The following is a 12,150-nucleotide window of genomic DNA, read 5'->3' as shown; positions in this document are numbered from 1 at the left end:
CGCCGTGACGGAGGTCAGCGGGCGTAGTACTCGACGACGAGCTGCTCGTCGCAGATGACCGGAACTTCCTTGCGGTTCGGCTCGCGGTCCAGGCGGAACGCCAGGGCCTTGAGGTTCACCTGGAGGTAGCGCGGGGTCTCGCCGTCGGGGGCGAAGCCACCCTCACGGGCGATCTGGAAGAGCGTCTTGTCCTTGGAGCGGTCGCGGACCTGCACGACGTCGTCCGGGCGGACGCGGAAGGACGGCTTGTCGACCTTCTGGCCGTTGACCTGGATGTGGCCGTGCACGACCATCTGGCGGGCCTGGTAGATCGTGCGGGCGATGCCCGAACGCAGGACCAGCGCGTCGAGGCGGCGCTCCAGCTCCACGATCAGGGCCTCGCCGGTCTTGCCCTGGACCTTGGACGCGCGCTCGTAGGCGCGGACCAGCTGGCGCTCGGAGATGTCGTACTGAGCGCGCAGGCGCTGCTTCTCCAGCAGACGGACCTTGTAGTCCGAGTTCTGCTTGCGGCCACGGCCGTGCTCACCCGGCGGGTAGGGGCGGGCCTCGAAGTACTTGACGGCCTTCGGGGTCAGCGCGATGCCGAGGGCACGCGACTTCTTGACCTTGGGGCGGGACTGGTTCGCCACTGTCTTTCGTCTCTTTCGTAGTGTTCGGCTCGTCAGTGTTCAGGGAGGTCGCATCCGCAGCCGGGAAAACCCGCCGGGTCCGCAGGGGACCTGCCGGGCAGCCGCTTCCCTGGTCTGGGCACATACGTGCAGCACGCGAGTGGCCCACCGACCGTCCCGGGACTCCGAGTGGTGGTGGGCTGCCCGCGACACCGTTCGACGGTGCGCGACGCTCCTGGGGCCGGTCCGCACGGGACCGGGCCTCCGGCTGGTTGTCCCGCTCTGACAGCACGGGACTCAGCACTTCGCAGCAGTCTACAGGGTGCTCAGGACCGCTTTCGACCGAGGCGCTTGCGGGTCCACTCGACGGCGTCCGCGTATCTGGCCTCGGCGCCGTGCCGGCCCGGCGTGTAGTACTCGCGGTCCTTCAGGGCGTCCGGGGCGTACTGCTGCTCGGCGATGCCCTCGGGCAGGTCGTGCGGGTACACGTACCCCTGGGCGTGGCCGAGCTTGGCCGCGCCCTTGTAGTGCCCGTCGCGCAGATGCGGCGGCACGGGTCCGGCCAGGCCCTTGCGTACGTCCTCCAGGGCGGCGCCGATCGCGGTGGTCGCGGCGTTGGACTTGGGGGCGAGGGCCAGGGCGATCGTGGCGTGGCTGAGGGTGAGCGCGGCCTCCGGGAAGCCGATCATGGCGACGGCCTGGGCGGCGGCCACGGCGATGGGCAGCGCGTTCGGGTCGGCGAGGCCGATGTCCTCGCTGGCGGAGATCATCAGGCGGCGGGCGATGAACCGGGGGTCCTCGCCGGCCTCGATCATGCGGGCCAGGTAGTGCAGGGCCGCGTCGACGTCGGAGCCGCGGATGGACTTGATGAGGGCGCTGGCGACGTCGTAGTGCTGGTCGCCGTCGCGGTCGTACTTCACCGCGGCCCGGTCGACCGTCTGCTCCAGCGTCCGCAGGCCGATCTCGCTCTCGCCCTGGTCCAGGGCGGCCCCGGCGGCGGCCTCCAGGGCGGTCAGGGCGCGGCGGGCGTCGCCGCCGGCGATGCGGAGCAGATGCTCCTCGGTGTCCTCGGGGAGGGCGACGGCCTCCTTGAGGCCGCGCTCGTCGCTCAGCGCGCGGCGGAGCAGGGAGCGGATGTCGTCGTCGGTGAGCGGTTCGAGGGTGAGCAGGAGGGAGCGGGAGAGCAGCGGGGAGATCACCGAGAAGTACGGGTTCTCCGTGGTGGCCGCGATCAGGGTCACCCAGCGGTTCTCCACGGCCGGGAGCAGGGAGTCCTGCTGGGCCTTGCTGAAGCGGTGGATCTCGTCCAGGAAGAGGACGGTCTCCTTGCCGAAGGCGCCGGTGGCGCGGCGGGCGCCGTCGATGACCGCGCGGACCTCCTTGACGCCCGCGGTGATCGCGGACAGCTCCACGAACCGCTTGTTCGTCGCCTTGGAGACGACGTAGGCCAGGGTGGTCTTGCCGGTGCCGGGCGGTCCCCACAGGATCACCGAGGACGGGCCGGCCGGACCGCCGTTGCCCTCGCCGACCAGCCGGCGCAGCGGGGAGCCCGGTCCGAGCAGGTGCTGCTGGCCCACGACCTCGTCGAGGGTGCGCGGGCGCATGCGTACCGCCAGGGGGCTGGCTGCCGGATCCTTCTCCTGGCGTTCTTCTGCTGCTGCGGTGAAGAGGTCGGGTTCCACTCTGAAACCCTAGAACACCGCACTGACAATCCGGCCGGGACCGTCAGCTGGTCCAGAAGTCCCACCAGCGGGTGAGGACCAGCATGCCGATGACGCCGACGTGCACGACCGGCAGCACCCAGGTGAACTCGCCGAAGAAGGACTTCAGCCAGCGCGGGGACGGCAGGAAGTCGTTGCGGATGTTGAACGAGGTGACGTACCAGAACATGGTGATCGTGGCGACCCACGCCAGCGAGCACCACAGGCACAGCGCGTTGATCCGGTACAGGGACTGGAACTGGAGCCAGGTGCAGAAGGCCACGCCGAAGAGCGTGCCGAAGTTGAAGGTCAGCCAGTACCAGCGCGGGAACCGGGCGCGGGCCAGCAGACTCATGCCGACGCAGATGACGATGCCGTAGGCGACGAGGCCGAGCATCGGGTTGGGGAAGCCGAAGGCGGCGGCCTGCTTGCTCTCCATGACGCTGCCGCAGGAGACGACCGGGTTGAGGCTGCACCCGGGGGTGAACGTCTTGCCGGCGACCTTGGCTTCCAACAGCTTGAACTTGTCGATCGTGATGACCCAGGCCGCCAGCAGTCCGGCCGCGCCGGTGATCACCAGCAGGATGGCGAAGGCGCGGCTGCCGCCCACCGCGCGCGGGGCGTCGGCGGCGCGCTCCGGGCCGGGCTCCGCGGAGACGTCTTTGACTGTCGACTTGCTCATCACGCCGATTCCGTCACTTGAGACTTGGACCATCTTCGGGCACGGGTCATTGTGCCGCACACGCGTGTGTGCGCACCGTTCGCTCCGCATAAGGATGTACGTACGACGGGTACCGCCTGCTCGGTTCCGGACAGCGCCGGCCGCCTCGCGGTACGTACGACGAAGGCGCCGGACACCCCCTCGGGAGAGCGTCCAGCGCCCACGCGCGCGTGTGTGCCGCTAGCCGAGCCGCGCTTCCAGCTCCGCCACGATCTCGTTCACGCCGATCGCCGCCTGCTCTCCGGACTCCATGTCCTTGAGCTGGACGACGCCCTCGGCGAGGTCGCGCTCACCGGCGACGATCGCGTAGCGGGCGCCCGAGCGGTTGGCGTTCTTCATGGCGCCCTTCAGGCCCTTGCCGCCGTAGGCGAAGTCCGCCGCGATGCCCACCTTGCGCAACTCGGTGACCTTGGCGAACAGCACCCGGCGGGCCTCCTCGCCGAGCGGGACGGCGTAGACGCTGGTCGACGCCGGGATGTCCAGTTCCACGCCCTCGGCCTCCAGCGCGAGGACCGTGCGGTCGACGCCCAGGGCCCAGCCGACGGACGGCAGCGCCGGGCCGCCGATCATCTCGGACAGGCCGTCGTAGCGCCCGCCGCCGCCCACCGCGGACTGCGAGCCGAGACCGTCGTGCACGAACTCGAAGGTGGTGCGGGTGTAGTAGTCCAGGCCGCGCACCAGCTTCGGGTCGTCCTCGAAGGAGACGCCCGCGGCGGTGATCAGCTCACGGACCTCCTCGTGGTACGCCTTGCACGCGTCGCACAGGTAGTCGCGCAGCAGCGGCGCGCCGGTGAGCTGCTTCTGGACCGACTCGCGCTTGTCGTCGAGGACCCGGAGCGGGTTGATGTCGACGCGGCGGCGCGTGTCCTCGTCCAGGTCCAGGCCGCGCAGGAACTCCTGGAGCGCCGTCCGGTACACCGGGCGGCACTCCTTGTCGCCGAGGCTGTTCAGCAGGATGCGGAAGTTCCTGAGGCCCAGCGAGCGGTACGCCTGGTCGGCCAGGATGATCAGTTCGGCGTCGAGCGCCGGGTCCTCGGCGCCGATCGCCTCCGCGCCGACCTGGGAGAAGTGCCGGTAACGGCCCTTCTGGGGGCGCTCGTAGCGGTAGTAGGAACCGGAGTACCAGAGCTTGACCGGGAGGTTGCCCGACTTGTGCAGGTTGGCCTCCAGTGCCGCGCGCAGCACGGACGCCGTGCCCTCGGGGCGCAGGGCGAGCTTGTCGCCGCCCTTGGTCTCGAAGGCGTACATCTCCTTGGTCACGATGTCGGTGGACTCGCCGACACCGCGCGCGAAGAGTTCGACGTTCTCGAAGCCGGGGGTCTCGATGTAGCCGTAGCCGGAGTTGCGCAGCGGAGCGGCGATCGCCTCGCGGACCGCCAGATACGTCGCCGAGTCCGGCGGGATCAGGTCGTAGGTGCCCTTGGGGGCCTGGAAGGTGCTCACGGAAGGTCTCTCGTCACATTCCTCGTCGGGGAGCCTCGGCGGCGCCGCGATCTTGGCGGCCTGCGGCCACTTCCCGCAGATAGGGGTTGGTGGCGCGCTCCTGGCCGATGGTCGTCTGGGGGCCGTGGCCGGACAGCACCACGGTGGAGTCGTCGAGCGGCAGGCACACGCGGGCCAGCGACCGCAACATGTCCTCCATGGATCCGCCCGGCAGGTCGGTGCGTCCGATGGAGCCGGCGAACAGCAGATCCCCGGAGAAGAACACCGACGGGATGTCGGCGGTCTCGGGCATCCGGAAGGTCACCGACCCCCTGGTATGGCCCGGCGCGTGCGCGACGGAGAACTCCAGACCCGCCAGTTCGAGGCTGGTGCCGTTCGTCAGCTCCTTCACGTCATCCGGCTCCCCCACGGTCAGCTCGCCCATCAGCGGCATGCCGATGGAGCGGCCGAGCGCCTTCTCGGGGTCGCTCAGCATGTACCGGTCCTCGGGGTGGATCCAGGCCGGGACGTCGTGCGCCCCGCAGACGGGGACGACCGAGGCGACATGGTCGATGTGGCCGTGGGTGAGGACGACGGCGACGGGCTTGAGCCGATGCTTCTCCAGTGCTTCCTCGACGCCTTCGGCGGCCTGGTGGCCGGGGTCGATGATCACGCACTCCTCACCGGCGGCGGGGGCGACGAGATAACAGTTCGTCCCCCAGGCCCCGGCGGGGAACCCGGCAATGAGCACGATCGTCCTTCGTTGTGTCGGTTACAGGCGGCTTCCGCTGGAGTCAGAGCCTACCGGCGCTGCCGTTTCCTCAGCGAACCCATATACGGTACGGGGCTACACGCAGCGGTCGGAGCACGAGGACGCACGCGTGCCGCCCGACACACGACACGCATGAGGAGACAACCCGGTGGTCAGCCAGGAGCAGCGGCGGCGTCAGCTCGCCCGGGAGAAGTTCTTGCGGCAGCAGCAGCGGCGCACCGAGGCGCGGCGCAAGGCCCGCCTGCGCAACTCCGTGATCGCGTCGGTACTGGGCGTGGTCGTGATCGGCAGCGTCGCCCTGTACACGACCGGGGTGCTGAAGGACGACGGCGACAAGAAGGAGAACGCGAGCGCCGAGGTCACCCCCGGCGCCAGCACGAGCGCCGCGCCGACCAGCAAGGCCCCGGACCCGTGCGCGAAGCCGGCGGCCGGCTCGGCGGAGAAGCTGAGCTGGAAGAAGGAGCCGGCGATGACGATCGACACGTCGGCCAAGTACACGCTGAAGCTCGCGACGACGTGCGGTGACATCGGCATCGCGCTGAAGACGTCGGCGGCCCCGCACACGGTGAACTCGTTCGACTTCCTCGCGGGCAAGGGCTACTTCGACCACACCAAGTGCCACCGCCTGACCACCCAGGGCATCTACGTCCTCCAGTGCGGCGACCCGCAGGGCACCGGCATGGGCGGTCCGGGCTACACGCTCCCGGACGAGAACCTCAAGGACGCGAGCCTGAAGAACAACACCTACCCGGCGGGCACGGTGGCGATGGCCAACACCGGCCAGAAGCACACCGGCGGCAGCCAGTTCTTCCTCGTCTACAAGGACAGCCCCCTGCCGCCCAGCTACACCCCGTTCGGCACGATCGACGCGGCGGGCATGAAGGTGCTGAACAAGATCGCCGCGGCCGGCGAGAACACGGGTGCCGGTGACGGTGCGCCGAACGCGACGGTCGTGATCAACAAGGCGACCGTCGGCAAGTCCTGAGGCCGGCCGTCACCAAGTCCTGAGGTCAACGGGGGCCGGGAACGGCCGACTGCCGAATTTCGGTCGCGCTGGATGCGGACAGGCAACCCGCTGGTCGCCTATGTTGGCCGTGACGAAACTGTGGACGATGCCCGGGGGCGCTGAGGCCCCTCGCAGGCATCATGTGGAGGAGGCGCTGTGAGCAGCGACCCGTGGGGCCGCGTCGACGAGACGGGGACCGTGTACGTGCGTACGGCCGACGGCGAGCAGGTCGTCGGTTCCTGGCAGGCCGGCTCCCCCGAGGAGGCGCTGGCCTACTTCGAGCGCAAGTACGAGGGCCTGGTTGTCGAGATCGGCCTCCTCGAGAAGCGAGTGCGGACCACCGACCTGTCGGCGAAGGACGCCCAGGCCGCCATCGACCACCTGCGCGAGCAGGTGGACGCGCACCACGCGGTCGGCGACCTGGACGCGCTGCGGGGGCGGCTGGACAAGCTGGTCGCGACCGTCGAGGCGCGCCGCGAGGAGCGCAAGCAGCAGCGGGCCCGGCAGTCCGACGAGGCCCGCAAGGCCAAGGAGGACCTGGTCGTCGAGGCCGAGCAGCTGGCGCAGTCCGACCAGTGGCGGGCCGCCGGAGAGCGGCTACGGGCGCTGGTGGACACGTGGAAGGGGCTGCCGCGCCTTGACCGCAAGTCCGACGACGAGCTGTGGCACCGCTTCTCGCACGCCCGGTCGGCGTTCTCCAAGCGGCGCAAGGCGCACTTCGCGCAGCTGGACGCGCAGCGCGAGGAGGCCCGCCGGACCAAGGAGCGGCTGGTCGCCGAGGCCGAGGCGCTGTCGGACTCGACGGACTGGGGTCCTACGGCCGCCCGGTACCGCGAGCTGATGGCGGAGTGGAAGGCCGCGGGCCGCGCCCAGCGCGAGCACGAGGACGACCTGTGGAACCGCTTCCGCGGCGCCCAGGACGTGTTCTTCGCCGCCCGTAGCTCGGTCTTCGCCGAGCGGGACGCGGAGCAGTCGGAGAACCTGAAGCTGAAGGAGGAGCTGGCCGAGGAGGCCGAGAAGCTCCTTCCGATCACCGATCTGAAGGCCGCGCGGGCCGCCTTCCGCTCGGTCAACGAGCGCTGGGAGGCCATCGGTCACGTCCCGCGGGACGCGCGGCCGAAGGTCGAGGGCCGGATGCACGCCGTCGAGCGGGCGATCCAGGAGGCCGAGGAGGCCGAGTGGCGCCGGACGAACCCGGAGGCACGCGCGCGTGCGGAGGGTCTGACCGGTCAGCTCCAGGCCGCCGTGGACAAGCTGAAGGCGCAGATCGAGCAGGCGCGCGCCCAGGGCAACAACGCCAGGGCCGACAAGCTGGAGAGGGAACTGGAGGGCCGTCAGGCGCTCCTGGACCAGGCGCTGAAGGGCTTGCAGGAGTTCGGCGGCTGAATCCCCCGCCGCGTACCGCAGAGGGCCCCGTACGAGCGTACGGGGCCCTTCCCTGTGCGGGGGCTCGTGTGGGGCCGGAGCCGTCCTACGAGCGGCTGCGGCCCGATGTCACGCGGTAGACGTCGTAGACGCCCTCCACGCCCCGGACGGCCTTCAGGACGTGGCCGAGGTGCTTCGGGTCGCCCATCTCGAAGGTGAAGCGGGAGGTGGCCACGCGGTCGCGGGACGTCTGGACGGCCGCCGACAGGATGTTGACGTGCTGGTCGGACAGGACCCGGGTGACGTCCGAGAGCAGCCGGGAGCGGTCCAGCGCCTCGACCTGGATGGCGACCAGGAAGACCGAGGACTGGGTGGGCGCCCACTCGACGTCCAGGATGCGCTCGGGCTCGCGGGACAGGGAATCCACGTTGACGCAGTCGCTGCGGTGAACCGAGACACCGCTGCCGCGCGTGACGAAACCGATGATCGGGTCACCGGGCACGGGCGTACAGCAGCGGGCCAGCTTGACCCACACGTCCTCGACGCCCTTGACGACGACGCCAGGGTCGGCGCTGGAGCGGCGCTTGCGGCCCCGGGTGCGGGACGGCGGGACCGTCTCGTCGATCTCCTCGGTCGCGGCCTCCTCGCCGCCGAGGGCCTGGACGAGCTTCTGCACGATGTTCTGCGCGGAGACATGGCCCTCGCCGATCGCCGCGTACAGCGCGGAGATGTCCGAGTAGCGCATCTCGTGCGCGAGCGTGACCAGGGAGTCGCCGGTGAGGATCCGCTGGATCGGCAGGTTCTGCTTGCGCATGGCCCGCACGATGGCGTCCTTGCCGTGCTCGATCGCCTCGTCCCGGCGCTCCTTGGAGAACCAGGCACGGATCTTGTTGCGCGCCCGGGGCGACTTGACGAAGCCGAGCCAGTCCCGGGACGGGCCGGCGCCGGCCGCCTTGGAGGTGAAGACCTCCACCAGGTCGCCGTTGTCCAGGGTGGATTCGAGCGGTACGAGGCGGCCGTTGACCCGCGCCCCTATGGTGCGGTGGCCGACCTCGGTGTGGACGGCGTACGCGAAGTCCACCGGGGTGGCACCGGCCGGCAGCGCGATGACGTCGCCCTTGGGGGTGAAGACGAAGACCTCGTTGCGGGACAGGTCGAAGCGCAGGGACTCCAGGAACTCGCTGGGGTCCTCGGTCTCCTTCTGCCAGTCCAGGAGCTGTCGCAGCCACGCCATGTCGTTGATGGCGTCCTTGTCCTTGGCGGACGTCTTCGGCGCGTCGGTGCGGATCTTGGAGGCGCCGGCGACGGCCTCCTGCTTGTACTTCCAGTGCGCGGCGATGCCGTACTCGGCGCGCCGGTGCATGTCGAAGGTGCGGATCTGGAGCTCGACCGGCTTGCCGTTGGGGCCGATGACCGTCGTGTGCAGCGACTGGTACATGTTGAACTTGGGCATCGCGATGTAGTCCTTGAACCGGCCGGGGACCGGGTTCCATCGCGCGTGCACCGTGCCGAGGGCGGCGTAGCAGTCGCGGACCGTGTCGACGAGGACGCGGATGCCCACCAGGTCGTAGATCTCGGCGAAGTCGCGGCCCCGCACGATCATCTTCTGGTAGACGCTGTAGTAGTGCTTCGGGCGGCCGGTGACGGTCGCCTTGATGCGGGCGGCACGCAGGTCGGCCTGGACCTCGTCGGTCACTATGGCCAGATATTCGTCACGCTTCGGTGCCCGCTCGGCCACCAGCCGTACGATCTCGTCGTACATCTTGGGGTAGAGGATCGCGAACGCGAGGTCCTCCAGCTCCCACTTGATGGTGTTCATGCCCAGGCGGTGGGCGAGCGGCGCGTAGATCTCCAGCGTCTCGCGCGCCTTCTTCTCCTGCTTCTCGCGCTTGAGGTAGCGCATGGTGCGCATGTTGTGCAGGCGGTCGGCGAGCTTGATGACCAGGACGCGCGGGTCCTTGGCCATGGCGACGACCATCTTGCGCACGGTCTCGGCCTGCGCGGCCTCGCCGAACTTGACCTTGTCCAGCTTGGTGACGCCGTCGACGAGCAGGGCCACGACGTCGCCGAAGTCGCGGCGCAGGTCCTCCAGCCCGTACTCGGTGTCCTCGACGGTGTCGTGCAGCAGCCCGGCCATCAGCGTGGCCGGGTCCATGCCCAGCTCGGCGAGGATGGTGGTGACCGCGAGCGGGTGCGTGATGTACGGGTCGCCGCTCTTGCGCTTCTGGCCGCGGTGCCAGCGCTCGGCGACCTGGTAGGCGCGCTCGATCTGGCGCAGCGTGGAGTTCTCGATCTTGGGGTCGTTGCTGCGCACTATCCGCAGCAGCGGCTCCAGGACCGGGTTGTACGGGTTCGCGCGCTGGACGCCGAGGCGGGCGAGGCGGGCCCGGACGCGGTTGGAGGAGCCGGTGCGGGTGGGCGGCGTGACCGGCTGGCGGACCACGGGCGGCTGCGCCGGGCGCTCGGGCGGGGCGGGCTTGGGGCGCGAGGACTCGGCGCTCTTCTCGACGGGCGCGGACTGGGCGCGCTGGACCGTCCCGCGGGTGTCGTTCTTCACGTGGGAAGCGTTCGGCGCGGGCTTCGCCGCGGGGGCCGAGGCGGGCTCGGGCTTGGCGGCGGTCAGTGGCTGGGCCTCGTCTGGCAAGAGGACTCCTCGTGCGCGATCCGGGTCCCTCGGTCAGGCTCCGGAAACCCCATGGTAGCGATCCTGCGCCCGGTCATCGCCTGGAGGCGGATGTGAGGACCGTGTACCCGTGCAACGCGGGGGGCCACCGGGGGATTCCGGGAGGTGTCCTCGGGGGGATCCGCGGGTGTGCGGCACGTGTCCGTACGACGACGGCCGCCCCGGTGTCCTCCGGGGCGGCCGTCGCGCTGTGCGGATCGGTCGGACGTGAGCGGTCAGACCTGGAGGAGGGCCGTCAACGGGGCTCCGCCGAGGGCCGGCGTCAGGCGGGAGCGGCCGTCCAGGAAGCCCAGTTCCATCAGGACCGCGAGGCCGGAGACCTCGGCGCCCGCGCGGTGGATGAGCTGGATCGCGGCCTCGGCGGTGCCGCCGGTGGCCAGGACGTCGTCCACGATCAGGACGCGGTCGCCGGTGACCAGGTCCTCCGCGTGCACCTCGATCTCCGCCGAGCCGTACTCCAGGTCGTACGCCTGGCGCAGGGTGGCCCCCGGCAGCTTGCCCGCCTTGCGGACGGGGATGAAGCCGAGGCCGGCGCGGACGGCGACCGGGGCGCCGAGGATGAAGCCCCGGGCCTCCAGGCCGACGACCTTGGTCGCGCCGGTGTTGGCGGCGATCCCGGCCAGCTCGTCGGTGAGCGCGGTGAAGGCCGCCGGATCGGCCAGGAGCGGGGTGATGTCCTTGAACATCACCCCTGGCTCCGGGTAGTCGGCGACGTCACGGATGCGGCTGAGCAGCAGCTCCTGGATGTCGGTCATCGGCGCTTCCCCGAGGTCCGGCCGCGGCCCCGGCCACGGGAGGCGGGCTGGTTGCGCGGGCCCACCACGGCGGGAGCGGCGTCGTCGGCGTCGTCGGCGTCGTCACCGGCGTCGGCCCCGGTCTCCGCGGCGAGGTCCCCCTCCGCGCCGGCCTGGGCGCGCTTGGCCAGGACCCGCTTGGTGAGGGCCTTCATCGCGGGCTCGCGCTCCTTCAGGTCGGCGACGAGCGGCGTGGCGATGAAGATCGACGAGTAGGCACCGGCCGCGAGGCCGACGAACAGCGACAGGGAGATGTCGTTGAGCGTGCCCGCGCCGAGGAAGCCGCCGCCGATGAAGAGCAGACCGGCGACCGGCAGCAGGGCGACGACCGTGGTGTTGATGGAGCGGACCAGGGTGCCGTTGATCGACCGGTTGGCGATCTCGCCGTAGGTGAACCGGGTCTGCTTGGTGATGTCCTTCGTCTGCTCCTTGAGGCTGTCGAAGACGACGACCGTGTCGTAGAGCGAGTAACCGAGGATGGTCAGCAGACCGATGACCGTGCCGGGCGTGACCTCGAAGCCGACCAGGGCGTAGATACCGGTCGTGATGGTGATGTCGTGGATCAGGGCGACGAGCGCCGCGACGGCCATGCGCCACTCGAAGGCGATCGCCAGGTAGATCACGACGAGGACCATGAAGATCCCCAGGCCCTCCCAGGCCTTGTTGGCGATCTGCTCGCCCCAGCTCGGGCCGACCAGGTCGGCGGCGAGCTTCTCGGGGTCGAGGTTCAGGTCCTTGGCCAGCTCCTGCTTGATCTTGTCGGACTGGCCGGTGTCGATGCCGGCGATCTGGATGCGCAGGCTGCCGTTGCCGAGCTTCTGCACGACCGCCTGGTGGCCGGAGGCCGTGTTGGCGTACTCCTCGGCCTGGGCCACCGACGTGCTCATCTTCGTGGGCGTCGTGAAGACCGCGCCGCCCTGGAACTCGATGCCCATGTTCAGGCCGCGCACCGCCAGGCCGACGATGGCCGTGATGGTGATCAGGATCGAGATGCCGTACCAGATCTTGCGCTTGCCGACGAAGTCGTAAGAGATCTCGCCGCGGTGCAGTCGAGCGCCGAGGTTGCCGAGTTTCGACAT

Annotated in this window: 10 protein-coding genes; 2 read left to right on the top strand and 8 right to left on the bottom strand. The window is 70.1% G+C overall.

All coding sequences use genetic code 11. The features are described from left to right. Nucleotides 1-14 precede the first annotated feature (14 nt). The 5 genes from rpsD to IE273_RS10685 form a co-directional block, all read right to left on the bottom strand. Entirely contained in the window at nt 15-629 is a 615-nt protein-coding gene (gene rpsD / locus IE273_RS10705; RefSeq protein ID WP_014671539.1) for a 30S ribosomal protein S4, read from the bottom strand. A 305-nt stretch (nt 630-934) separates the two neighbouring features. Next, on the bottom strand, nt 935-2,290 hold the full coding sequence (locus tag IE273_RS10700) for a replication-associated recombination protein A (protein ID WP_189814897.1): 1,356 nt from the start codon (nt 2,288-2,290) through the stop codon (nt 935-937). Between the two features lie 43 nt (nt 2,291-2,333). Next, nucleotides 2,334-2,990, bottom strand: coding sequence for a vitamin K epoxide reductase family protein (locus tag IE273_RS10695; RefSeq protein WP_189814896.1), 657 nt, complete (start codon nt 2,988-2,990; stop codon nt 2,334-2,336). A 219-nt stretch (nt 2,991-3,209) separates the two neighbouring features. After that, nucleotides 3,210-4,472, bottom strand: coding sequence for a histidine--tRNA ligase (gene hisS, locus IE273_RS10690; protein ID WP_014671542.1), 1,263 nt, complete (start codon nt 4,470-4,472; stop codon nt 3,210-3,212). Nucleotides 4,473-4,485: 13 nt separating this feature from the next. Next, the gene (locus IE273_RS10685) at nt 4,486-5,202 is read right to left on the bottom strand and encodes an MBL fold metallo-hydrolase (protein ID WP_189814895.1); all 717 of its coding nucleotides are present in this window, start codon (nt 5,200-5,202) and stop codon (nt 4,486-4,488) included. A 169-nt stretch (nt 5,203-5,371) separates the two neighbouring features. Here IE273_RS10685 and IE273_RS10680 point away from each other — a divergent pair, with 169 nt between their 5' ends. Next, complete coding sequence (locus tag IE273_RS10680) at nt 5,372-6,208, top strand: peptidylprolyl isomerase (protein WP_189814894.1); 837 nt, start codon at nt 5,372-5,374, stop codon at nt 6,206-6,208. 177 nt (nt 6,209-6,385) lie between these two features. Further along, a complete protein-coding gene (locus IE273_RS10675; protein ID WP_189814893.1) occupies nt 6,386-7,615 on the top strand; it encodes a DUF349 domain-containing protein in 1,230 nt (409 codons plus the stop codon). Nucleotides 7,616-7,700: 85 nt separating this feature from the next. On the opposite strand, the gene IE273_RS10670 is transcribed toward IE273_RS10675, so the two are convergent. The 3 genes from IE273_RS10670 to secF all read right to left on the bottom strand — a co-directional run bounded on the left by IE273_RS10670 (nt 7,701) and on the right by secF (nt 12,150). Continuing rightward, nucleotides 7,701-10,238: a RelA/SpoT family protein gene (locus IE273_RS10670; protein WP_189814892.1), complete on the bottom strand. Its 2,538-nt coding sequence runs from the start codon at nt 10,236-10,238 to the stop codon at nt 7,701-7,703. 254 nt (nt 10,239-10,492) lie between these two features. After that, nucleotides 10,493-11,032: an adenine phosphoribosyltransferase gene (locus tag IE273_RS10665; protein WP_189814891.1), complete on the bottom strand. Its 540-nt coding sequence runs from the start codon at nt 11,030-11,032 to the stop codon at nt 10,493-10,495. After that, nucleotides 11,029-12,150, bottom strand: a complete 1,122-nt coding sequence (secF, locus tag IE273_RS10660) for a protein translocase subunit SecF (protein WP_189814890.1) — start codon at nt 12,148-12,150, stop codon at nt 11,029-11,031. Before secF ends, IE273_RS10665 begins: the two co-directional genes overlap by 4 nt.

This window comes from Streptomyces olivaceoviridis (assembly GCF_014650115.1).
Taxonomy (GTDB): Bacteria; Actinomycetota; Actinomycetes; order Streptomycetales; family Streptomycetaceae; genus Streptomyces; species Streptomyces olivaceoviridis.
The sequence above is the reverse complement of the archived record's forward strand: the minus strand, read 5'-3'. Positions and strand labels throughout refer to the sequence as shown.